Consider the following 23,743-nt stretch of genomic DNA (forward strand, 5'->3'; position numbering starts at 1 on the left):
AAAGCACCCGAGGGAGAACAGCAAGCCATGAACGGAACAGAGGACCCGACGAACGACGAGATGCTCGTCGAAACCGACGTGAGCGACGGGCTCTCTGCGTCGGAGAGTTCGGTGGGGCGGGACGCCGAGACCGTCATCAGCTCGGATAACATCAACGTCTGGTACGGCGACGACCACGCGCTCACCGACATCTCGATGGACATCCCCGAAAACAGCGTGACCGCCATGATCGGTCCCTCCGGCTGCGGGAAGTCCACGTTCCTCCGCTGTATCAATCGCATGAACGACCTCATCGACGTCGCCCGCGTCGAAGGGGGGCTCACGCTCCGCGGCAAGAACGTCTACGACGACGACGTCGACCCCGTCGCGCTCCGCCGCCGCGTCGGCATGGTGTTCCAGAAGCCGAACCCGTTCCCGAAGAGCATCTACGAGAACGTCGTCTACGGCCTGAAGATTCAGGGCATCGACGCCGACTACGACGAGGTCGTCGAGGAGTCGCTCAAGCGCGCCGCCCTCTGGGACGAGGTGAAAGACCGCCTCCACGAGTCCGGTCTCGACCTCTCTGGCGGTCAACAACAGCGCCTCTGTATCGCCCGCGCCATCGCCACCGACCCCGAGGTGCTGCTCATGGACGAGCCCGCCTCGGCGCTCGACCCCGTGGCGACCTCGCAGATCGAAGACCTCGTCGAGGAACTCGCCGAGGACTACACGGTCGTCATCGTCACCCACAACATGCAACAGGCGGCGCGTATCTCCGACAAGACCGCCGTCTTCCTCACCGGCGGCGAACTCGTCGAGTTCAACGACACCCAGAAAATCTTCGAGAACCCCGAGAGCCAGCGCGTCGAAGACTACATCACCGGCAAGTTCGGATAACCCGCTCTCGCTCGCACGGTTCGCGGCTCGTTTTGTGCCACGCTCGGTCCGCATCGCCGACCCGACGCCCGCGTTTCGGCGTCGCGTATCGGACACGGTCGTTCGGGACGTATCGGCGGCTCAGTCACCGAAACCATCACAAGGAATTTCACTTCGCCTGCCGGAACGTCACGTATGGCCAGAAACACGTACCAATCTCGCCTCAATCAGCTCGAAGAGGACGTGTTGTATCTCAGCGAACTCGTCTCGGAGCGAGTTCGGTACGCCCTCGACGCGCTCGAAGACAAAGACGAGCGGAAGGCCCAGGAGGTCATCGAGGGCGACCACGAAATCAACCGCATCTACCTCGACTTGGAGCAGGACTGCATCGACCTGCTCGCGCTCCAACAGCCCGTCGCGGGCGACCTGCGATTCATCGCGGCGTCGTTCAAGATAATCACCGACCTCGAACGCATCGGCGACCTCGCGACCAACCTCGCGCAGTACGCCATCGACGCCGAAAACGACGTGTACACGGAAGTCGACATCCGCCGCATCGGCGACGCCGCGCTCGACATGGTCGACCAGGCGATGGACGCCTACGAGACCGAAGACACCGACCTCTGTCAGTCCGTGGCGGAGCGCGACGACAGCCTCGACACGATGTGTGACAACGCGTCGCAGAGCATCGTCCGCGACCTCATGAGCGGCGACGACTTCGAGGGCGACGGCGACCTCGAACCCGAGACCGCCCTCGTCGACGTGCGCCGCCTCCTGCTTACGGTTCGCGACCTCGAACGCATCGGCGACCACGCCGTCAACGTCGCGGCGCGGACGCTCTACATGATAGACAACGACGACTCGCTGCTGTTCTGAGCGCGCGCCACACACCAACGCGTCGCTTCTTTTTCGGGAGATAAGAAGAAAAACCAGACCAACCGACCGCCGACCGTCCGACTTACTGGAAGCCGATACGGCCGCCGTCGCGGGTGTCGGGCGACAGGCCCTCGCGGGAACCGCCCTTGAACTGGTCTTGGATATCCTCGTAGTAGCGCATCAGTTCCTCGGTGATGGTCGGCCGGACCGACTCCATCGCCTTGCGGAAGTGGCGCATCTCGATTTCCTCGGCGTCGGAGTCCTCGCGGAGCGCCTCGATGGCCGCCTCGCGGCAGATGGATTCGAGGTCGGAGCCGACGTAGCCGTCGGTTATCTCCGCGATTTCGCGGAGGCTCACGTCGGGCGCGAGCGGGCTCCGCTGCGTGTGGATATCGAGAATCTGCTCGCGGCCCTCCTCTGCGGGCTGGCCGATGAGGACGAGGCGGTCGAACCGACCCGAGCGGATGAGCGCGGGGTCGATCATGTCCGGGCGGTTCGTCGCCGCGATGACCATGACGTTGCCCGCGTCTTCGAGGCCGTCTAACTCCGTCAGGAGCTGGTTGACGACGCGCTCGGAGACGTTGTTGCCCATGTCGTTGCCGCGGGCGGGGGCGAGCGCGTCAAGCTCGTCGAAGAAGATGATGGTCGGCGAGACCTGCCGCGCCTTGCGGAACGTCTGCCGAATCGCCTTCTCCGACTCGCCGACCCACTTCGACAGCAGCTGCGGGCCGCGCACCGAGATGAAGTTCGCGTTCGTCTCGTTGGCGACGGCCTTCGCTATCAGGGTCTTCCCCGTGCCGGGCGGCCCGTAGAGGAGCACGCCCTTCGGGGCCTCGATGCCCATCCGCTCGAACTTCTCGGGCGTCGTCAGCGGCCACTCGACGCTCTCTTGGACCTTCTGTTTGGGCCCTTCGAGACCGCCCACGTCCTCCCACGTGACCTTGGGAATCTCGACGAGCACCTCGCGCATCGCCGAGGGCTCGACCTCGCCGAGCGCGCCGCCGAAGTCGTCGTTCTTGACGACCATGCGGTCGATGAGGCTCGGCGGGATGTCTTCCCTGTCGAGGTCGATTTCGGGGAGGTAGCGCCGAAGCGCCTTCATCGCGGCTTCCTTCGTCAGCGCCTCGATGTCGGCACCGACGAAGCCGTGGGTGTCGTCGGCGAGGTCGTCGAGGTCGACGTCGTCCGAAAGCGGCATGCCGCGGGTGTGAATCTGGAGGATTTCCTTGCGGCCCTCCTCGTCCGGCACGCCGATTTCGATTTCGCGGTCGAAGCGACCGGGGCGTCGGAGCGCGGGGTCGACCGAGTCGACGCGGTTCGTCGCCGCGATGACGATGACCTGTCCGCGGGCTTCGAGCCCGTCCATCATCGTCAGCAGCTGGGCGACGACCCGGCGTTCGACCTCGCCGGTCACGTCCTCGCGCTTGGGCGCGATGGAATCGAGCTCGTCGATGAAGATGATGCTCGGCGACTCCTCTTTGGCGTCCTCGAATATCTCGCGGAGCTGCTGTTCTGACTCGCCGTAGTACTTCGAGATGATCTCCGGCCCTGCGATAGAGAAGAAACTCGCCGAAGTCTCGTTGGCGACCGCGCGGGCGAGAAGCGTCTTCCCGGTGCCCGGCGGGCCGTGGAGCAACACCCCCTGCGGGGGCTCGATGCCCAGTTTCTTGAATATCTGGGGGTGCTTCATCGGCAGTTCGACCATCTCGCGGACGCGCTGAATCTCGTTGGTCAGCCCGCCGATGTCTTCGTAGGTGATGCCGCCGCCGGCCTTCTCGAAGCCCGAGATGGGCTCCTCGCGGAGTTCGACGTCGGTGTCCTCGGTGACGAGGACGACGCCGTCGGGCTTCGTCTCGACGGCGATGAGCGGAATCGCCTGTCCGGGCGACCGCATGAACGGGTGGTTCGTACTCGACATCACCGGGACGATGTCGCGTTCGACCACGGGCCGCTTGAGAATCTGCCGTTTGACCATGCCGGCCGCGTCGGACCCGAACTGGACGCTCGCCTCTTCGGGCGGCGCCAACACGAGTTTGTCGGCCTTCGTGGCCTCTGCTTTGCGGATGGTGACCCGCTCTCCGATGCCCACGTCGGCGTTCTGCCGAGTGAACCCGTCGATGCGGACCGTATCCGTGTTCCAGTCCTGCCGGTCTGCCCGCCACACCTTCGCGGCGGTCGTTTTTCCTCCCTCTATCTCGATGATGTCTCCCGGCGAGAGCTTGAGATGGAGCAAGGTGTCCGGATCAAGACGGGCGATACCGCGCCCCGAGTCGTTCGGGTACGCTTTCGCCACTTCGAGTTGGACTTCGTTCATGATTACCTCGCGGGGATGCTGATACCTGTGAGAGGCCATCGGATAAGTCCTTCCCCGGTCGGCCCGAGGCACCGTCCTCCCGTGGTTACAGCCTAGCACACCGTAGGGCGGGCGGCTACTAATCCCTACCGACTGGACAGGCGTCGGCGCGTCGATGGCTGGCGTTTTTACCCTCGAACACGACGGTTCACGCATGCGACTCCTCGCGTTCGACGGCCGGATGGGTGCCAGCGGCGACATGCTCCTCGGCGCGCTCGTCGCCGCCGGTGCCGACCCGTCCGTCCTCTCGCCCGTCGAAGACGCCCTCGACGTGACCTACCGCGTCCACGAGGTCGACAAAAACGGCATCCTCGCGACCAAGGTGGACGTGCTCCTCGCGGAGACCGACGGCGGCGACCCCCGCGGCGAGGGCCACGGCGACGACCACCGACGCCTGCGCGCCGACGGCGACGACGGGGGCGACTCCGACAACGACGCTGACGGCGACGGCGAAGACGAGCACAGTCACCAACACCAGTACCGCCACCACGACCACGCTCACGACGGGGAGCACACTCACCACCACGACGACGGCCACGAGCATTCGCACGACGACCACGAACACCACCACTCCCACGACGACCACGAACACCACCACTCCCACGACGACCACACCCACGCCGAAGGTCACGGCCCGCACCGGACCTTCCCCGAGGTCGTCGGACTCGTCGAGTCGATGGACCTGCCCGCGAGCGTCGTCGAGGATGCGACGGCCATCTTCCGCGTGCTCGGAGAGGCAGAAGCCGAGGTCCACGGCACGGACCTCGACGAGACGCACTTCCACGAGGTCGGCGCGGACGACGCCATCGCCGACGTGGTCGGGGTCTGTCTCCTCCTCGACGACCTCGGCGTCGACCGCGTCGTCACCGGCCCGGTCGCCGTCGGCGGCGGCGAGGCCGAGATGAGCCACGGGTCCTACCCGGTCCCCGCGCCCGCCGTGCTCAACATCACCGGGGCGGCCGACTGGTCGGTCCGCGGCGGCCCCGTCGAGGCCGAACTGCTCACCCCCACGGGCGCGGCCATCCTCGCGCGCCTCGCCGAGGGCGTCGAGACGCTCCCGTCGATGTCGGTCGAGTCGTCCGGCTACGGGGCCGGCGGCTGGGACTTCCCGGACCGGCCGAACGTCCTCCGCGCGGTCGTCGGCGACGGCGGCTCCCGGCTCGTCCGCGACGAGATTTCCGTCCTCGAGACGAACCTCGACGACGCGACGCCCGAAGTCCTCGGCGGGCTGCAGGAGACCCTGAAGGACGCCGGCGCGCGCGACGTATCAATCGTCCCGACGACGATGAAGAAGTCCCGCCCCGGCCACCTCGTCAAGGTCGTCGTCAAGCCGGAAGACGCCGAGCGCGTCGCCTACCGCCTCGCGGTCGAAACCGGCACGCTCGGAATCCGCGAACACGGGGCGGGGCACCGCTGGACCGCCCGTCGCGAGTTCGAGACGGCGACGCTCGCTGTCGACGGCGACGAGTACGAGGTGAGCGTCAAGGTCGGAAGCGACGCCGACGGCGTCGTCTACGACCGAAGCGCAGAGTACGACGACGCGCTCGCCGTGGCGAACGAGACGGGACTTCCCGTCCGCGAGGTCATGCGCCGCGCCGTGGACGCGGTGGCGTCTAACGACGGTGAATAAGCGATTCGCGAGGCTCACCGTCCGGGAGGATTCGCCGAAAAAGCGGTCGCGGCCGACCCGTCAGGTCACTTCTCGTTGAACTGCGGTCGGGAGTTGAACGGCGCGAACGTCCCCGCGGGGTTGTTCACGTGGACCCACGCGTGGAGGCCCCAGTGGCCGCCGGCGAAGCCCCACATACCGTCGTCGCTGTCGCCGTGGAACAGGTCCGGAAACGGCCCCTCGTACTCTGGCCCTTCGTCGAACAGGTACTCGACCGCGCCGAGGATGAGTTCCTCTTTGCCGTTGCCCTCGTTTTTCCCGTAGACGAGCGCGGCGGGCTTCGTGATATCGACCTCGTCGTCGTAGTTCTCGATGAGGTAGTGGTGGTTCACGTAGTGGTAGCCCATGCCCGGCACGAACGGACTGCCGAGGACGTAGCCGTCCGCGATGGCCTTCCGAACGTCGGCGTACTTCGACGTGGCCGCCCGGACCGACGAGAGTTCGCGCTGGAGCGCCCCGCGGTGCGCCGCCACGGGCGAGGCGAACGCGCCGAGCGAGAGCGCGCCGACGCCGAGAGCCTTCAGGTACGTTCGTCGCCCGACTTCGGGGGTGCGTGATGTGCTCATGCGACACGAGATACGCGACGGTAGAACGTAGGTATGAATCGGGCACGGCGCGTCTCATAAACCGAGAGTCGCGTTAATAGCGTTCTTTTCCCTGCCGACCACTCGAACACGGCCCCTCGACCGGTCGCGTAGACACCCGTTAGGCGGCCGTTAACGGCGGCACAACCGCCGACACGGACGCTCACTCCTCGCGCGAGCGGTGTTCGTCCAGCGCTTCGTCGATGCTCAGTTCCCCGCCGGCGACGCGGCGCGCGAGCGCGTCGTCGATGGTGCGGTTGTCGTCGGACGCCTCGCGCGAACGCGCCTTGATGCGCGTGAGTTCGCCCTCGGTCGGCTCTATCTCGCGGGATTCGATGCGCTCGCCGTCCCGGCGGGCGATGTTCACCGCGGCGAGCACGTCACCCATGCCGCGCGCGCCGGTCCCGAGGTACGGCGTCGTTCCGGTCTCGTCGACGAGTTCGACCGCGACGTCGTCGAGGTCGTTGATGAGCTTCGCGCCCTGCAGGCGCGCGCCGTCGCCGATGCGGACCACGGGGTCGACCGCGTCCTCGGTCTCGCGGCGGATGACCTCGACGGCGTCCGAAAGCGGGACGTGGAACGCGGCGACGACCGTCTCACCCGAGAGGACGGCGACGCCGGGTCTGGTTCCGGGGTCGACGCCGACGACGGTCCGTCCGTCGCCGCCGCGGAGGCTCGCGAGCGCCTCGTCGACGGCCCGGCGCACGTCGTCGCCGGTCGCGGTCACGCGGGCCACGTCGCCGTCGGTATCGACGCCGTCGAGGTCGTCGTCCGGGCCGGTGAGGAGGACCCGCGCCCGCTCGGGAAGCGGGTCGCCCGGCTCGACGGTGGTAAAGGCGACTCCTCGGCTCCGGAGTTCGGACACGGCCTCGTGGTAGAGGTCGAAGTCAGCGGTGGCGACGACTATCACGACCCTCCCTTGGCGACGGCGACGAATAAAGCGTCGTGCGCGGGTCGCCCTCGACGGTCGCGGACTGGCACCGAAGCGGCGGCCCGTACCGCGCCGGGCGACCGGGGTCTTTTTCGGCCGGTGGCACCCACCACCTGACGTGACAGAGTCAGTCTCCACCGGGTGCACGGCGCTCGACGACCTCCTCGACGGCGGGTTCGAACGCGGCACCGTCACGCAGGTGTATGGCCCCTCTGCGGCCGGCAAGACCAACGTCGCGCTCTCGGCGGCGGTCCGGGTCGCCGCAGCGGGTGGCACCGTCGTCTACATCGACACCGAGGGGCTGTCGGTCGACCGCTTCCAGCAGCTCGCGGAGGCGGTCGCCCCCGAGGACGTGGAGTCTGTGACCTCGCGGCTGATGATAAGCGAGGCGTACGACTTCGAGGACCAAGAACAGGCCGTCCGCGACGCCGAGGAACTCGCCCCCAACGCCGACCTGATCGTCCTCGACTCCGCGACCGGCTTCTACCGGCTCGAACGGACCGCCGAGGGCGACGGCGGCGAGGCGCTCCGTCGGGTCGCCCGGCAGGTCACGCACCTGCTGTCGCTCGCGCGCAAACACGACCTCGCGGTCGTCCTGACGAATCAGGTGTACTCCGACCCCGACACCGACCGGACGCGGGCGCTCGGCGGCCACACCCTCGAACACTGGACCGGCACCGTCGTCCGCCTCGACCGCTTCCGCGGCGGCAACCGCCGGGCGACGCTCGAAAAACATCGCGCGAAACCCGCCGGGGAAACGGCGACGTTCAAGATAACGGACCGCGGGCTCTCGGCGACTGAAGTGTAGAAAAAGGTCGACGCGGCCGGGCGGACGACCCGGCCCAATCCTGCTCCTGTGTTCCGTTCGCGTTTCGATTTCGGGCGTACCGGTGTGTCCGGTGCGTCGGCGTTACAGCTCGTTCAGCTTCCGGAGGAGCTGACCGCGGTAGCGCTCGTCGGCCTCGAAGCCCTTGACTTCGAGCACGTTGCGTTCGAGCTTATCGAGCGCGACGTGGAACGCGTGTTCCGCGCCGTAGCCCTCGCCGCTGCCGGCCAGTTGGCCGTGGCTCGTGCGGAGCCGAATCTGGCACTGGATGAGCGGCGTGCCGCGGAGCTTCTCCTTGTGCTCGTGGAAGCGGACGTGGGCGTGGAGCACGCTCATCCGCTGGTACTTGTCAGCCACCTCGGTGATGGCCGAGTTGATGTCGGCGCGGCTCAGCGTTTCGAGGAGGCCGATGTTCGTGACCTGCACGTCCATCTGCTCTTCTTCGGTGTAGGTGAGCGCGCGGAGCACGTCGGTCTTGGTCACCACGCCGAGGACCTCGCCGTCGTCGTCGGCGGGCGTGACGACGAGCCCGGCGATGTCGTGTTCCAGCATGCGCGCGACCGCGTCGCGGACGCTCTCTTCGGGCGTCGCCGTGCGCGCCGGGCTGGTCATGAGGTCGTAGACCGGGAGGTCGAGCATCCGGTCGGTGTCGCCGCGGCGGTCCTGTTTGCCCTGCCGACCCTCGTCGCGCACCATGAACTCGACGAGGTCGTAGGTGGTCAGGATGCCCGCGAGGCGGCCGTCCGGGTCGACGACCGGCAGCCGCGAGACGCCGTGTTCGCGGAGGCGGTTGATGGCCTGTCCGAGGTGGTCGCGCTCGCCGATGGTGACCACGTCGTCGGTGTAAATCTGCTCGACGGTCAGCGCGTCGAGGTTGTCGAGGACGGCCTCGAGGATGGCGTCCTGCGTGATGATGCCGTACTGTTTTTCGCCCTCGTAGACCGGCGCGACCTTCGTGTTGCCCTCGACGAGCATGCGCGCGACCTCGCGCACGTTCTCGTGACGGTCTATCTTGGGGACGGCCTTCGTCAGCGCGGCCGCTTTGGTGTTGTCTTCGACGTGCGAGTTGATGAGCTGCTTCTCACCGATGACGCCCGCGTACTCGCCGTCGTCCTGGACGATGATGCCTTTAGGGTTTTCCCGCTCGAAGATGGAGCGGACCTTGCCTAATCGCTCGTCAACGTCGACCTCGATGAAATCAGGAGTGGCGATATCAGCAATATCCATAATACATCCTTACATACAACGCCGCTTCTCTTGAAGGTTCGTCCCGTTTCCACCCGCGAGGAAGGACCGAAATCGCAAGGCCACGACGGGGCTGAAGGGTGGAATTCCGACGACAGACGGCCTGTGCTTATTGGTAACACTATTCTCACGCGGAATATCGTCGTTTCTCGCCGACGCGTCGACCGTGAACGGTGCGCGCGGCCGAATACTGTAACTCAGTTGCCATTCTCTCGCAGGCGAGTTTGGGGACACCCCCGCCTCGATTCCCGGTCGAGATCGGACTAGATGAATCCGGGATATGCCGGTAGTTCGGGCCTAACCGGTCGAATTCGCACATCTAGTCGCTCCATACTTACAGCCGTTCCTACCGTTCAGTATTTCCAGAGAATGGCGTCTCCTGACAAGAACTCCCAGACTGACCGCCGCGATGGCGAAGAATCGTTCCGAGCAGACGGTGCCGGCACCGCCGAACTGGTCCCCACGACCGGTCTGGAGGCGATGGCCGCCCGCGCGAGTGAACTACCGGTCCCCGCGTCGGACCGCATCGAATACGGCCCCGTCGAAGACCTCACCGACGACGAAGCGGCGGACGAAGACCGCCCGGAAACGCTCCGGGAGGCCGTCCTCCGCGAGGTGAAGGCGTTCTTCGCCGAAATCGACGACGAGACGGCGTTCGCGCCGACGCCCTCGGAGGCGTTCATCGAAGACCAGTTCTTCGACTTCTCGTTCCTCGAGGGCGTCGAGGCCGTCGAACACTACTGGGTGAACAAGCCCTTCGCGTTCGTCTCCATCCTGTACGACCACGAGAAGCGCGAACACCAGTACCACGTGAGCGAACCGCGTCTCGACGACTTCGAGGACTTCGTGCGCGACGACCTGACGAAGATTCTGCGCAACAGCCTCCTGTACCGCGACCTCGACGCCGACGGCGACCGCGAGGACGTGTTCGACGACGAGGCCCGCGAGATAATCACCGAACACGCGGCGACGGTCGAAGAAGGGTCGCTCTGGAAGCTGTTTTACTTCCTGCTCCGCGACTTCATCCACTTCGGCCGCATCGACCCCGTGATGCGGGACCCCGGCATCGAAGACATCTCCTGTGACGGCGACGACGTTCCCGTCTACGTCTTCCACAGCGTCTACCGGGACGTGCCGACGAACGTCGTCTTCGACGACGGCGACCTCTCGTCGTTCACCATCCGCCTCGCGCAACGCGCGGGCAAGCAGGTCACCGTCTCCGACCCGCTCGTGGACGCGAGCCTCCCGGACGGCTCCCGCGTCCAGTTGACCCTCGGCTCGGACATCGCCACCCGCGGGTCGAACTTCACCATCCGGAAGTTCTCGGACGTGCCGCTGTCGCCGGTCGACCTCGTGCGCTGGAACACCTTCAGCGTCGAGCAGATGGCGTACTTCTGGCTCGCCATCGAGAACAACCGGTCGCTCATCTTCGCGGGCGGCACGGGCTCCGGGAAGACCACCTCGATGAACGCGGTGTCCTTCTTCGTCCCCGGCCACGCGAAGGTCGTCTCCATCGAGGACACGCGCGAAATCACCCTCCCGCACGACAACTGGATTCAGTCCGTCACCCGCGACACGTTCACGGCCGACGGCCGCGGCGAGGTGTCGATGTACGCGCTCCTGCAGGCCGCGCTCCGACAGCGCCCCGAGTACCTGCTGGTCGGTGAGATTCGCACGGAAGAACGCGTCGCCCTGACGTTCTTCCACTCCATCGCCACGGGCCACACCGCGTACACGACGTTCCACGCCGACTCCTCGGAGGGCGTGGTCCACCGCATGCGCAACGAGCCCCTCGGCGTGCCCGCCCAGATGCTCTCGGACCTCGACATCATCTCGGTGCAAAAGCAGATTCACCTCGACGGCGACCGGACCCGCCGGAACATCGCCGTCACCGAAATCGCCGGCGTCGACGACGACGGCGAGGTCGAACTCCGCGACGTGTTCAAGCGCAACCCCGAGAACGACGCCCACGAGCGCGTCGGCGACTCGGTCGTCCTCGACGAAATCGCCGCCGAGCGCGGCTGGACGGCCGCCGACCTGCAGTACGAACTCGACGTTCGCGCCGACGTGCTCCGGTACATCGCCGCCTCGGGCGTCGACGACTACCTGACGGTCTCCGCGATGATTCGCCGCTTCGAGCGCGACCGCGAAGGCCTCCTCGCGCACGTCTACGCCGAGACCTCGCTGGTCTCCGTGGACGAGGGCGACGAGGACGCCACGGCAGACGACCTCGACGACGACGAAATCGAGGTCTCGCCCGAGACCGAGCGCCTGCTCGCGGACCTGTTCGACATCGAGTTGGACGACGACGCGGATGCCGACGCGGAAGACGACACGGCAGACGACGAGCGCGACGACTCCGACGACTCCGACGACGGCGCTGACTGGGAGGTCTTCGGCGACGAAGCTGACCCGGCCGCTGCCGACGCCGCTGCCGACGCCGATGCCGACGCCACCGAGTTCGACGATATCGCGGAGGCTGGCCCCGCGCCGGCCGATGACGCCTCGGACGCGGACGAAGCCGTGAGCGACGACGACGACCGGGAGGCCGACGATGCCCGCTGACTCGTCGTCCTCGGTTCCCCTGCCCGACTACGAGGTCGAGCAGTACTTCCCGCGCGAACACTTCGACGAGTCGCCCGAGGAGGTCAAGCGGCTCCGCCAGCGCTACGGGTACGTCCGCACGTACTTCAAGCGCAACCCGGCGAACCACCGCGACCTCCAGCGCTGGCTGAACCAGACCCGCGTGGGTACGACCTACGACCTGTACCTCACGCAGTCGCTCAAACTGGCGTTCGTCACCGCGGTGTTCGGCTCGCTCGTCGGGCTCGCGCTCACGTTCGTCCTCGCCCGCATGGGCGTGCTGGCGAACGCGTCGAGCCCCGTGAGCTTCGGCATCGCGGCGCAGTACGTCGTTCCCCTGCTCCCCTACAAGGTGCCCATCCTCGGCGCGGCCCTCGTCGGCCTCGTCGGCGGATTGGCGGCCGCCGGGACCTACTACGCCCGGTACTACCTCCCCAAGAGCCGCGCCGAGATGCGCGGCCGGAGCATCGACATCCTGCTCCCGCACGCCATCGTCTACATGTACGCGCTCAGCCACGGCGGGATGAGCTTCCTCGAAGTCATCCGCTCTGTCGCCGACGCGCCCGACTACGGCGAGGTGTCCAGCGAGTTCGAGATGATTGCCCGCGATATGGACCTGTTCGGCAACGACCTGTTCACGGCGCTCCGCAACTCGCGGAACCTGACGCCGTCGATCAACTTCGAACAGTTCCTCGACGACCTCCTTTCGGTCCTCGACTCCGGCGGCGACGTGGCCGCCTTCCTCGACCGCGAGTCCGCGACGTACCTCGAAGAGGCCCGCGACGAGCAGGAGGACTTCATCGAGACGCTGTCGATGCTCTCTGAGGTGTTCGTCGCCGCGTTCGTCGCCGCGCCGCTCTTGCTCATCGTCACCCTGATGGTCATCAGCTTCCTCGGCGGCGACACGCTCGTCCAGCTGTACGCCCTGAACTACCTCATCTTCCCGCTGGGGATGGCGTTGTTCCTGCTCCTCGTGGACGTGCTCTCCTCGCCGTACACGCAGGACACGGTCCGGACGAAACACGACGTGACCGTCCTCGAAGAGATTCGGACGGTCGTGGCCAACTTCCTCGGCGCGATGCGCCGCGAAGTCCAGCGCGCCCGCGAGGCCCGCTGGGGCGGTGACGGCGTCGCCTCCGACGGCGGCTTCGTCGACGAGCGACTCGACGACTACCGCCGGGAAAACGCGGTGTACGAGCTTCGGACGCTCGTCGGCGACCCGCTCGACATCATGCGCCGCCAGCCGTACCTCTCGGCCGTCGTCACGGTGCCTCTCGCGCTCCTGTCGGTCGTCGGCGTCCTCGTGCTCGGCCTCGCGACGCCGACGCTCGACGCCATGCTCGCGAACCCGTACAACACGACGGTCTGGTTCGTCGTCCTCCCGTTCGCCATCGTCGCGGTCCCCCTGACGGTCTTCCACGAGCTTCGGACCCGCCGCGAGCGCACGCTCGAACGGCGCTTCCCCGACACGCTGAACCTGCTGTCGAGCGCCAACCAGATGGGTATCTCGCTGGTCGAGGCGCTCGCGCTCGTCTCCCGGTGGTCGAACGGCGCGCTCGCGGACGAACTCCGCGCGCTCCGCAACGACATCCACTGGAACCACGACGCCCACTCGGCGCTCATGGCGTTCGCCAGCCGGCTCAACGTCCCGCAGCTCTCGCGGGTCATCCGGCTCATCGCCAGCGGTGGCCGCACCAGCGGCGACCTCTCGCGCGTCCTCAGCGTCGCCGCGGAGGACACCCGCAACCGGTACAAGCTCGAAAAGTCCCGCCGTCGCGCGATGGGTTCGTACATCGCCATCGTCGTCATCGGGTACTTCGTCTACCTGTTCGTCATCCTGATGCTCGGTGCGAGCTACCTCGGCCCCCTCGCCGAGATGACCGGGCCGTCGGCGTCCGCGTCGATGGACGGACAGTCGCTCCCCATCGGCATCTCGTCGGTGCCGCTGGCGAACTTCCACGTGGTGTTCTTCCACTCCGCGCTGATTCAGGCGGTCGGAAGCGGACTCCTCGCCGGAAAACTGGCAGACAACAGCGCCCTCAGCGGACTGAAGTACGCCCTCGGACTGTCCGCGCTGGCGCTCGTCGCCTTCGCACTGGTGTAAGGCCATGACTCACAACACTCCCAATCAACACACGCAATCGCCCCTCAGGCACGTACTGCGCGGGTTCGTCGCGGGCGAGGCCCGCCGCGGCTCGCACCTCCGCGGTGACCGCCGCGGAGCCTCGGCCATCCTCGGCACGATGCTCGCGTTCGCGCTCGTCGTCTCGCTCGTCGCGATGGTGCAGGTTTCGGCGGTCCCCGCGTGGAACCAACAGACCGAATTCGAACACCTCACCGCGGCCGAGACCGACTTCGCCGCGTTCGACGAGAGCGTCGCCAAGGCCGTCGACGGCCGGCAGACCCGCGCGACCCTCGACGCCGGCGTCGACTACCCGACCCGCGCGCTGTTCGTCTCGCCCGCGGCCGGTTCCGGTTCGCTCCGGACGACCGACCCCGCGACGGCCCGCATCTCCGGCGCGGTCGCGACCGGCGAGACCGGCACCTACTGGGACGGCTCCGAACACGCGTTCGACACCCAGCAGTTCGTCTACCGACCCGACTACCGGTACCTCCAGAGCGAACCCTCGCTCGTCCACGAGGGGACCGCGCAGTACACCGCCTACGGCGGCGGCGAAGTCGGTGCGACCCAGTCGCTCGTCGACGGGACCAAGGTGTCTCTCGTCTTCCTCGAAGGCGACATCGACACCGCGACGGGCGAGGCGACGACCTTCAGCGTCGTCCCCCTGAGCGCCGGCACCGACTACATCACGGTCACCGACGCGGGCACGCCCATCTCCATCTCGGTCCCCACTCGGCTCTCCGAAGACACGTGGCGCGACCTGCTGGCCGACGAACCCAACGTCCGCTCTATCGCCTACGCGACCGGAGCCGACTACAACACCCTGACGGTCGAACTCGCGCCCGGCAAGACGTACGACCTGCGGCTCTCGCGGGTCGGCATCGACACCCCCGGCGCGCTCCAAGAGCCCGCCTACATCGTCGACGTCGAGGGCGACAACGCCGTCGTCCCGCCCGGTGCGACCCACCGGGCCGTCGTCGAGGTCCGCGACGCGCAGAACAACCCCGTCCCCAACGCGGTCGTCAAGGCCAGCCCCGGCCTGACCGCCGAGAGCGGGCGCATCGTCGCGCGCGACACCGGAACCATCTCGACCGTCACCGACGGCGACGGCCGCGCGACGTTCGTCTACACCGCGACGAGCAGCGTCGACGGCGTCGTCTCCGACGAGTTCGACGTGGTCGTCGAGGACTCCGCGGGCGCGAACGTCGACCGCGTGACCTTCGACGTGCAGCTCCGCGAGGGCGGCGTCACCGACCCGCTCCGCGGGCTCGTGGCCGCCATCGGCGACCCCGGCTTCGTCTACGCTGACGTGGACGGCAACGGCGAGTTCGACGGCGCGGACTACCGCGTCAACAACACCGGCACGGGCGGCGACATCGTCTACGACGCCGGCTCCGACCGGCTCGTCGTCCCGCCGAGCGTCCGAACCATCGTCTCCGACGAGGACATCACCCTCGCGGGCGACGGGGTCTCGCTCCACGTCGACGTCGTCGCGACCGGCTCGAACAGCCGAATCGACATCGACGCCGGAAGCGGCTCTCTGGCCGCGGTCGGCGTGAGCGTCACCTCGGTCTCGGGCAAGAACATCGACGTGACCGCGGGAGACGAAATCGACCTCTCCGGCGCGTCGGTCACGCAGGGCAGCAACGCCGACCTCACCATCGAGGCCGGCGGCGACATCGACCTCGACAACGCCGGGGTGACGCTCACGCAGGATCGCAACCTCCTCGCTGTCACCTCGACGAACGGCTTCGTCAGCGCCCGGAGCGCCGACATCAGCGGGAAAGGCGACGTCCGCATCGACGGCGCGGACGGCGTCGACCTCGCCGGGGCCGGCCTCTCGGGCGTCAAGGACAACGCCGACCTCGAAATCGACTCCGCCCGCGGCGGCGTCAACCTCAACGGCGTGGTCATGCTCGGCGACGGCGACATCCTCGTCGACGCCGAGGGCAACATCTTCGTCGTCGGCGCGAACATCGCCTCGGCGAAGACGGACGTGGAGATAACCTCCGACAGCGGCATGGTCAGCGGCCGCGAGGCCGCCATCTCCGCCGAGGACGACGTGGTCATCACCGCGGCGACCCGCATCTACCTCCCCGACTCCGCCATCGAGGACGAGGACTCGCCCGAACTGAACGCGCCCGACGTGGAGGTCTGAGCCGTGTCTCGCCTCTCTCTGGACTCTCGCGGCGTGTCCGAAATCCTCGGGCTCGTCTTCGCGTTCGGCCTCATCGTGTCGGTCATCGCCATGGTCCAACTCGCGGGCACGCCCGTCTGGACCGCCGGCGACGAAGCCGACCACAGCGCCAGCGTCTCGACCGACCTCGCGTCGCTCGACTCGCAGGTGTTCCGCGCCTCCGGCGTCGACGCCGGCAGCCGCGTCGCGGTCGACTCCGACGTGTCGTACCCCGAGCGCTACCTCGTGGTCTCACCGCCCGACAGCGTCGGGACGTTCCGGGTCGACGGCGCGGACGCCGTGACCGTCACGGGCGTCTCCGCGGTCGGCCCCGAGCGGGTCTTCTGGAACGGCTCGACGCACACCTACGCGACCGGGGCCATCGTCTACGAACCCGACTACGCCGAGCGCGACGAGGCCCGGATGGTGCTCGAAAGCGGCGTCTCGTACCTCGAAACCGACGGCACCCCCGTCGTCCACCGCCAGTCGCTCGTCCGCGGCACGACCGTCACGCTCGTCTTCTTCGAAGGCGACCTCGACGGCCACACGACCGCCGGCGACACCGTGGCGCTCGCGCCCGTCTCCGTCCGCACCGAGTCGCTACCCGTCTACAGCGCCACCGACCCGGTTCGCATCTCGGTGCCGACCTACCTCTCGGAGGACGCGTGGGTCGACCTCATGGCCGAGGAACCCCACGCGCGGGTCGTCTCCTACACCTCCAGCGGCGACCACGCGGTCGTCACTATCGAACTCGACGCGGGCGTCCGCTACGACTTCCGCGTCGCTCGCCTCGGCGTCGGCGAGGCTGTCGAACCCGACCCCGCCGCCTACGCCGTCGCGGTCGAAGGCGAGGACGCCGCGGTCCCCTCCGGCGGCCGCGAGACGCTCGTCGTCCGCGCGTTCGACCGGTACGGCGCGCCCGCCGCGGGCGCGACGCTGACCGTCGCATCGCCGACCTCGCTCGGCGGCACCGTCGCCCCCACCGACGGGGCGACCGCCGTCACCGACGAGTCGGGCCGCGCGAGCTTCACGTACACCGCGCCCGACGGCGTGACCGAAATCGAACACGACACGGTCACCGTCACCCTCGACGGGGCGTCCGGCCCCGGCGCGACGGTCACCTTCCCGCTGGAAGTCCGCGGGATGGGCGAGACCTACGAGGTCAGAAACGTCGTCACCTCGACGCCGACTCCGACGCCCACTCCAACGCCGACGCCGTCACCAACGCCAACACCCACGCCGACCCCGACGCCGGAGCCCGAAGATGACTTCACCATCGACGACGGCGAGGTCGTCCCCTCCGACGACTTCACGGGCGAGTTCGAACTGCTCGGCAGCGCCATCAAGAACGGGCGGTACGACGTGCCCGTCTCCGTCACCTTCGTCGTCGACGGCGAGTCCCACAGCCCGTTCGACTGGAACAACGTGAACGACGGCGCGTCGCGCTCGTTCAACGTGGCGGGCGACGCAGGCGACGGCCTCTCCATCGTCGCCGCCGCCGAGGGCTACGTCACGGCCGACTCGTCGGTCGACCACCGGCAGGTCGCGGTCCTCCGCGACGGCGACCCGGTGCCGGACATAAAAGGCTACAACGGACAGGACGACGCCGCCGAGTTCGTCGCCCCCTACATCAGCGACGACGGACAGACGATGGAACTCGACAGCAACCAAGCCATCTTCCTGTTCGAACTCGGCACGACGAACACGAACAGCAACGCCTTCGACATGCAGGACGTGGTCATCCTCGTGACCCTCTGGGAGGACGACTGAGTAGGCCGACTCACCTCCGCCGCGCTCGTCAGGAGCGCCAACCCCATTCTTCGGTCTTTTTTCCCGCCGGGTTCGCACGACCGCCGTATCGTTAACACCCGCGTCGCCGTAGGGTCTCGCATGTCGTTCGACCCGGACCGCGTCTCGACGGTCACGTTCGACTCGTACAGCACCCTCGTGGACGTCGACGCCGCCGAGAAGGCGCTCGCCGAGCGCGTCGACGACCCCGAGCCCGTCTCGAGGCTCTGGCGGTCGCGGTCGCTCGAATACACCTTCGTCGGCAACCACATCGACGAGTACGAGCCCTTCTACGAGGTCAACCGCGCGGCGCTCCAGTACGCGCTGGAGGCCCACGACGCGTCGGTCTCGGCGACCGAGCGCGACGAGATTCTCTCGGTCTACCACGAACTCGACGTGTTCGACGACGTGCGCGACGCGGTCGGCCGCCTCCGCGACGCCGGCTACGACTGCTACGTCGTCTCGAACGGGAACCCGGAGATGCTCGACTCGATGGTCGACCACGCCGACATCCGCGACCTCCTCGACGGCGTCGTCAGCGCCGACGAGGTCGGAGTGTTCAAACCCGACGCGGAACTCTACCGCCACGCGGCCGCCCGCACCGGGACGCCCATCGACGAAATCGCCCACGCGACCGCCGGCTGGTTCGACGTGATGGGGGCCCAACACGCCGGGATGCAGGGCGTCTGGGTCGACCGGAAGGACTCGCCGTGGGAACCGTTCGGACCGGAGCCGGACCTCTCTGTCTCCGACCTCACGGCGCTCGTCGACACGCTCGTCGGCGACGAAAGCGGGACGGCGGACTGACCCCACGGCTCGCACCCGCTCGCGGGAACCGCGCGCCAGGTGCTCACAATACTATTGTCGCTGGCCGTTCATCTAGTTGGATGGAACGCCGGCGCGTGAAAGGCGGAATCTTGGCCGCTATCGGGTTCGTTCTGTCCCCGCTTTCGTGGTGGAACGACCTCGTGGTCAACCTCCCGCTGGCCTACGCGTTCGGCGTCACGGTGAGTCTCGTCTCCAGAAGCTGGTTTCTCCCGGGTGTCGTCGCCGGCTACTGGCTGACGAACGTGGTCGGCTTCGTCTTGCTCCACAAGGGCGCTGTCGACGCGGTGTCCGCCGAATCGCAGCCATATACGACCCGACGGTTCGCCAAGGACTTCGCCATCTCTATCGGTTACACTGCGCTCGTGGTCCTGTTGGTCTGGTTCGGCTTCCTCACCGTTCCCGACGGTCTGCTCGCGGCGCTCGGCCGGTGACTGCTGCCGGGTCGGTCGGACCGGCGCTCGTCGTGAAAAATAGTTCGAGCCGACTCGGCGGTAGGACCGGGTCGGTCGGCGGTCGTCGTCTCAGTTCTCCGTTCCGTTGTCGATAGGCGTCTCGGTCGGCGGTGGTGTCTCCGTCTCGTTCGTCGGTTCTTCCGTGGTCGGTTCTTCAGTCGTCGGTTCTTCCGTGGTCGGTTCTTCAGTCGTCGGTTCTTCCGTAGTTGGTTCCTCTGTCGTTGGTTCCTCTGTCGTCGGCTCGTCACCGACGGTTATCTCCGCGTCGTCGGTGATGGGCGACCCGTCCATCGTGTACGGGCCGTCCTCAGCGCCGTCAGACGAGAGGAAATCGAGCTGTTGGTTGTTGTTCGTATCCAGATGCGCCATGGCGGTCAGGGTGGCGCTCTCGCTCAGCGACTCGGTGAGGAAGATTCGGATGTTACTGTTGCTCTCTTCGATGTAGTTCGATATCCCGACGACGTCGCCGCTCTCGTTGTGAATCACGACGAAGCCGCCCTCAGAGAGGGTCGCGCTCGCGACGGTCACGGTGGCCCCGTTGGAGTTCTGGTCTTCGAACTCGACGGTCGCTGTCGGTTCTTCGGTCGGTTCTTCGGTGGTCGGTTCCTCAGTCGTTGGCTCTTCCGTAGTTGGTTCTTCGGTGGTCGGCTCCTCAGTCGTCGGTTCTTCGGTGGTCGGCTCCTCACCGACAGTCACGTCAGCGTCGTCGGTGACGGGCGTCCCGTTGACCGTGTACGGGCCGTCTTCGGTCCCGTTGGACGTGAGGAAGTCGAGCGTTTGGTTATCGTTGGTGTCGAGGTGCGCCTGTGCAGTCAGGGTGGCACTCTCGTTCAGCGGTTCGAGGAGCGGCACGGAGACGTTCTCCTGCTCGCCGGGTTCGAGGTAGTCGGTCGCGCCGACGACCGAACCGTTCTCGTCGATGACGGCGATGTAGCCGCCTTCCGAGAGGTTCGCGCTCGCGACGGTCACGCTACTCCCGTCGGACTCCTGGTCGTCGAACTGGAGTGACGCGGTCGGCTCTTCCGGCGTCGGCTCCTCGCCGACGGTCACGTCAGCGTCGTCGGTGACGGGCGTCCCGTTGACCGTGTACGGGCCGTCTTCAGTCCCGTTAGACGTGAGGAAGTCGAGCGTCTGGTTGTCGTTGGTGTCGAGGTGCGCCTGTGCAGTCAGCGTCGCACTCTCGTTGAGCGATTCGAGGAGCGGCACGGAGACGTTCTCCTGCTCGCCGGGTTCGAGGTAGTCGGTCGCACCGACGACCGAGCCGTTCTCGTCGAGGATAGCGAGGTAGCCGCCGTCAGAGAGGTTCGCGCTCGCGACGGTCACGCTACTCCCGTCGGACTCCTGGTCGTCGAACTGGAGCGACGCGGTCGGTTCTTCGGGTTCTGGCTCGGGCTGTTCGCCCACGGTGAGCGTCGCCAGTTCACCGAAGTCGCGCGTCTCGATGCCGTGGATGTACGTCCCGTCTTCGAGGCCCGTCGTGTTGACGTCGAACGTGATGGTCTCGGTCTCGTTGGGGTTCAGCGCCCAGCCGGTCCGTTCGACCACGTCACCCTCCAGACGGAACTCGACGCACTGAATCATCGGCACGTCGTTCGGGTTGGTGATGTCCGCCGATACCGTCACCGGCTCACCGGCTTCGACGCCGGACGGCGCGGAGAGGTTACTCACCTCGAACGACCCGTAGGTCGTGTTGCTCGGATACGTGCAGTACTCCGCCTGCATCTGTGTCTGTGTCTGTTGCTGTACCTGTGCCTGCCGTGTGTCGACCGCCGCCATCCCAGTTCCTGTCGCCGCCGCCGCGACGAGCGCGACGACGACGAGGACGCCGGCGATACGTGTTCGTGTATTCATGTGTCTGCAGTGACAATCTACCGACGCTGTGGGCAAAAGCTGACGAGATAGTTTCAATAGTTTCGCGTGCAAGCTGTCAACTTACCTGATGGTATAGGTGGTTAGTCTGTCTCTGATTTCGATACTGGGGGCTCATTGACCTGTTTTTTTGCAACAGTTCACGAAACACGATGTTTCACGCGAGACGCTACGATTTAACTGTCAGAAAAGCGAGTCGGTCGCCAAAGCTAACGTGGTAGCTTCTCGTTTATTCGAAGTTCTTGACATTTTGAGAGACGGGGTCGGCTGAGCGTTTCGAAAACGGAACGGTGTCGAATCGCTGGCTGTCCCACGTGTCGTTCGAGTAGTCTCATCTGACTTCCCACCCGGGTACCGATTGTCCTCTCGACGTTGAGGAGTAGGCAATATACTCAGAATTGACGTTACATATGAGTTCGAATTTGGGGAATTACACTCTTAATATCCAAAACTTCTTGTACTCGTGTCCTATTTGGTCGTGTATGAGCGAATCCAACGAGAATTCGCGGATTGCACCGTACACGGAGTACTCGCGCACCCGTTCGCGGTGCCCTCGATGCGGGACGTCCGTCCCGAAGGAGGCGGTCGCCGACGCGCTGTGTGCGAGTTGCCAGACGGACGTATCCATCTGATGAGCACGGCCGCACCACACAGTTCCGACGAGTTGGCTGACGCGCCGGTGTTCGACCTCGAATGTATCTACGACGACCCGGAGAACCCGACCGAACTGACGGTGTTTTCCCCGAAGTCGGATGAGCTGACGACGTCGTGGATTACGGTCGACCGCGGAAGCGCCGTCTCGCTCGACGACATCGCGTAGGCGTCGGCGGGCGGCGCTTTTCGGTAGTTCACCTGGTAGTGCTCAGTCTCCGATTCCACGGACGCCTCGCTCCGGCCACGACGTTCAGCTCCGCTCGGTGTTCGAGGAATCAGAAAATGGGTTGGGGCGGATTCGAACCTCGGTCGCTCACTCCGTTCGCTCCCTGCTTCGAATCCGCGGTGACCACACACTTCGACACACGCTCCTCGCTGTCGCTCGTCGGTGGTGTCGAAGAGAAGTGGGTTGGGGCGGATTCGAACCGCCGGCCTGCTCCGTGTGAAGGAGCCGTCATAACCTGGCTAGACCACCAACCCGGCTACGATTTCGATTTTCCGCGCCGCCAATTAAGACTTACGTTGTGCCCCGATTCGAGGGCACAAACGAGCCTACTCGGGTCGCCGCACGCGACGGCGAACCCGCCCGGCGGCCCGGCGACTCCGCGTCGCCGCCCGGCGCGCGCCGTACTCGACGCGCTCTCGCCGCGTCTGCGGCTCGGACTCCTCCCCGTCCTCAACCTCGCGCCCGAGCGCCGCCATGAGGCGGCGACGGAGCGGTGCCGTCTCCTCGTCCAGACCGGCGTACAGGTGCTCGAATCCCCGTCGGAAGTAGTACCGCGCGTCGGTGAAGTGTCGGTTCATACCTCTGGATAGCCACGGCGACGAGAAAACGGTTATGTCACGTGTTACCGAGAGTCATTTGTCTGGGAAAGAGCGATACACTTTAGTGATTCTTAGGCATACCTAAAACCGGGAACGCAGGCCACGCTTCGTGGTCGGTTCCAGTTAGCGTCTGGCCCCTTTCCGGGACGGCGATACCGTGGGCACGATTCGTCCGTCCTGGTCCCATTATCCTCGTGAGCGACCGCGCCGATCGCGCCGACGCCGGCGGGTGAAGCGGGCGCTCGGACTCAGTACGTCGGCGACTCCTCGGGCACGCCGTCGCGCTTGTTGACCAGTCGCGCGAAGACGAACAGCGCGTCGGAGAGGCGGTTGAGGTACGCGACGACTTCCTCGTTGACCGGCTCTTCGGCCGCGAGCGAGACGACGCGACGCTCGGCCCGCCGCGACACCGCGCGGGCGTGGTGAAGCTTGGCTCCCGTCTCGCTCCCGCCCGGGAGGATAAACGACGTGAGCGGGTCGAGTTCCTCGTCGGCCTCGTCTATCCACGCTTCGAGTTCGTCGACGTGGTCGGCGGCTATCTGCGGGTCGTCCTCGTCGGGGTCGGGGTTCGCGAGGTCGGCCTGCACGATGTGGAGGTGGTTCTGGACGGCTTCCAGCACGTCGTCCACGTCGTCGTGGCCGGTCGGGCGGACGGTCCCGACGAGGGCGTTCACCTCGTCGACCGTCCCGTAGGCCTCGATGCGGTGGCTCGTCTTCGACACGCGGGTCATGTCCCGCAGGTCGGTCATCCCCTCGTCGCCGCGGCCGGTGTATATCTTCATGCCAGCGTCTGGTCGACGTACCGGAGGATGTTCTCGCTCTCGGACATCGTCACGCCGCGGTCGCCGTCAACGAGAACGGGGACACCGCGCTGGCCGCTCACGCGCTTGACCTCGTTTCGGTCCGAGTGGAGCGCGTCGACCCACTGCGTCTCGTAGTCGACGCTCGCCTCGGACAGCGCGTCGTGGACCTTCTCGCAGTACGGACAGCCGTCGAGCGCGTAGAGTTCGATTCCCATGCCCCGCCGTTGGGCGCGCCGACTCAAAGAGATTTGCACGCCGATGGGCCCGACCGCCACGCCTCGGTCGTCGTGCCGTCGGTGCCCCG

The 23,743-nt window shown here is 66.6% G+C and carries 20 protein-coding genes and 1 tRNA gene; 12 read left to right on the forward strand and 9 right to left on the reverse strand.

The genetic code is table 11. The features are described 5' to 3' along the window. The first annotated feature begins 27 nt into the window (after positions 1-27). On the forward strand, positions 28-876 hold the full coding sequence (gene pstB, locus C5B91_RS10305; RefSeq protein ID WP_004975356.1) for a phosphate ABC transporter ATP-binding protein PstB: 849 nt from the start codon (positions 28-30) through the stop codon (positions 874-876). A 174-nt stretch (positions 877-1,050) separates the two neighbouring features. Continuing rightward, a complete protein-coding gene (gene phoU / locus C5B91_RS10310) occupies positions 1,051-1,731 on the forward strand; it encodes a phosphate signaling complex protein PhoU (RefSeq protein WP_008095611.1) in 681 nt (226 codons plus the stop codon). A gap of 82 nt (positions 1,732-1,813) precedes the next feature. Here the strand turns inward: phoU and C5B91_RS10315 are convergent, their stop codons facing one another. Then, complete coding sequence (locus C5B91_RS10315) at positions 1,814-4,045, reverse strand: CDC48 family AAA ATPase (protein ID WP_004975353.1); 2,232 nt, start codon at positions 4,043-4,045, stop codon at positions 1,814-1,816. Positions 4,046-4,238: 193 nt separating this feature from the next. Between C5B91_RS10315 and larC the strand changes: the two genes are divergently transcribed. Further along, entirely contained in the window at positions 4,239-5,714 is a 1,476-nt protein-coding gene (gene larC, locus C5B91_RS10320; protein ID WP_115819560.1) for a nickel pincer cofactor biosynthesis protein LarC, read from the forward strand. Positions 5,715-5,779: 65 nt separating this feature from the next. On the opposite strand, the gene C5B91_RS10325 is transcribed toward larC, so the two are convergent. After that, positions 5,780-6,319: a hypothetical protein gene (locus C5B91_RS10325; RefSeq protein WP_049967653.1), complete on the reverse strand. Its 540-nt coding sequence runs from the start codon at positions 6,317-6,319 to the stop codon at positions 5,780-5,782. Positions 6,320-6,500: 181 nt separating this feature from the next. Beyond that, a complete protein-coding gene (locus C5B91_RS10330) occupies positions 6,501-7,247 on the reverse strand; it encodes a hypothetical protein (protein WP_115819559.1) in 747 nt (248 codons plus the stop codon). A 139-nt stretch (positions 7,248-7,386) separates the two neighbouring features. Between C5B91_RS10330 and radB the strand changes: the two genes are divergently transcribed. Next, a complete protein-coding gene (gene radB / locus C5B91_RS10335; RefSeq protein ID WP_008095603.1) occupies positions 7,387-8,076 on the forward strand; it encodes a DNA repair and recombination protein RadB in 690 nt (229 codons plus the stop codon). A 102-nt stretch (positions 8,077-8,178) separates the two neighbouring features. Here the strand turns inward: radB and C5B91_RS10340 are convergent, their stop codons facing one another. Then, positions 8,179-9,321: a CBS domain-containing protein gene (locus tag C5B91_RS10340; RefSeq protein WP_008095601.1), complete on the reverse strand. Its 1,143-nt coding sequence runs from the start codon at positions 9,319-9,321 to the stop codon at positions 8,179-8,181. A gap of 387 nt (positions 9,322-9,708) precedes the next feature. On the opposite strand from C5B91_RS10340, the gene C5B91_RS10345 reads away from it, so the two are divergent. The 6 genes from C5B91_RS10345 (at position 9,709) to C5B91_RS10370 (ending at position 19,267) form a co-directional block, all read left to right on the forward strand. Beyond that, positions 9,709-11,904: a type II/IV secretion system ATPase subunit gene (locus C5B91_RS10345; protein WP_115819558.1), complete on the forward strand. Its 2,196-nt coding sequence runs from the start codon at positions 9,709-9,711 to the stop codon at positions 11,902-11,904. Then, positions 11,894-14,026 carry a type II secretion system F family protein gene (locus C5B91_RS10350; RefSeq protein ID WP_049967656.1) on the forward strand — a complete coding sequence of 711 codons (2,133 nt, stop codon included), beginning with the start codon at positions 11,894-11,896 and terminating at the stop codon, positions 14,024-14,026. The genes C5B91_RS10345 and C5B91_RS10350 overlap by 11 nt, the downstream gene beginning before the upstream one ends. Before the next feature lie 4 nt (positions 14,027-14,030). Beyond that, complete coding sequence (locus tag C5B91_RS10355) at positions 14,031-16,202, forward strand: hypothetical protein (protein WP_049913600.1); 2,172 nt, start codon at positions 14,031-14,033, stop codon at positions 16,200-16,202. Between the two features lie 3 nt (positions 16,203-16,205). Next, a complete protein-coding gene (locus C5B91_RS10360) occupies positions 16,206-17,990 on the forward strand; it encodes an Ig-like domain-containing protein (RefSeq protein WP_008095595.1) in 1,785 nt (594 codons plus the stop codon). 120 nt (positions 17,991-18,110) lie between these two features. Next, a complete protein-coding gene (locus C5B91_RS10365; RefSeq protein ID WP_008095594.1) occupies positions 18,111-18,815 on the forward strand; it encodes a haloacid dehalogenase type II in 705 nt (234 codons plus the stop codon). Positions 18,816-18,895: 80 nt separating this feature from the next. Next, positions 18,896-19,267 carry a hypothetical protein gene (locus C5B91_RS10370; protein ID WP_115819557.1) on the forward strand — a complete coding sequence of 124 codons (372 nt, stop codon included), beginning with the start codon at positions 18,896-18,898 and terminating at the stop codon, positions 19,265-19,267. A gap of 90 nt (positions 19,268-19,357) precedes the next feature. On the opposite strand, the gene C5B91_RS22650 is transcribed toward C5B91_RS10370, so the two are convergent. Then, a complete protein-coding gene (locus C5B91_RS22650; RefSeq protein WP_233514219.1) occupies positions 19,358-21,139 on the reverse strand; it encodes a hypothetical protein in 1,782 nt (593 codons plus the stop codon). Positions 21,140-21,639: 500 nt separating this feature from the next. Between C5B91_RS22650 and C5B91_RS22415 the strand changes: the two genes are divergently transcribed. Both C5B91_RS22415 and C5B91_RS10385 read left to right on the forward strand, forming a co-directional pair. Then, entirely contained in the window at positions 21,640-21,789 is a 150-nt protein-coding gene (locus C5B91_RS22415) for a zinc finger domain-containing protein (protein WP_181950681.1), read from the forward strand. Next, the gene (locus C5B91_RS10385; RefSeq protein WP_004975315.1) at positions 21,789-21,977 is read left to right on the forward strand and encodes a hypothetical protein; all 189 of its coding nucleotides are present in this window, start codon (positions 21,789-21,791) and stop codon (positions 21,975-21,977) included. Before C5B91_RS22415 ends, C5B91_RS10385 begins: the two co-directional genes overlap by 1 nt. Before the next feature lie 239 nt (positions 21,978-22,216). Here the strand turns inward: C5B91_RS10385 and C5B91_RS10390 are convergent. The 4 genes from C5B91_RS10390 to C5B91_RS10405 all read right to left on the reverse strand — a co-directional run bounded on the left by C5B91_RS10390 (position 22,217) and on the right by C5B91_RS10405 (position 23,654). After that, positions 22,217-22,291 (reverse strand) — tRNA-Val (locus C5B91_RS10390). Positions 22,292-22,363: 72 nt separating this feature from the next. Next, positions 22,364-22,615, reverse strand: coding sequence for a hypothetical protein (locus tag C5B91_RS10395; RefSeq protein ID WP_008095589.1), 252 nt, complete (start codon positions 22,613-22,615; stop codon positions 22,364-22,366). 269 nt (positions 22,616-22,884) lie between these two features. Then, complete coding sequence (locus tag C5B91_RS10400; protein WP_004969720.1) at positions 22,885-23,418, reverse strand: cob(I)yrinic acid a,c-diamide adenosyltransferase; 534 nt, start codon at positions 23,416-23,418, stop codon at positions 22,885-22,887. Next, positions 23,415-23,654, reverse strand: a complete 240-nt coding sequence (locus tag C5B91_RS10405) for a glutathione S-transferase N-terminal domain-containing protein (RefSeq protein ID WP_008095587.1) — start codon at positions 23,652-23,654, stop codon at positions 23,415-23,417. The genes C5B91_RS10400 and C5B91_RS10405 overlap by 4 nt, the downstream gene beginning before the upstream one ends. Positions 23,655-23,743: the final 89 nt, after the last annotated feature.

Source organism: Haloferax sp. Atlit-10N, assembly GCF_003586325.1.
In the GTDB taxonomy this organism is placed as follows: Archaea; Halobacteriota; Halobacteria; order Halobacteriales; family Haloferacaceae; genus Haloferax; species Haloferax prahovense.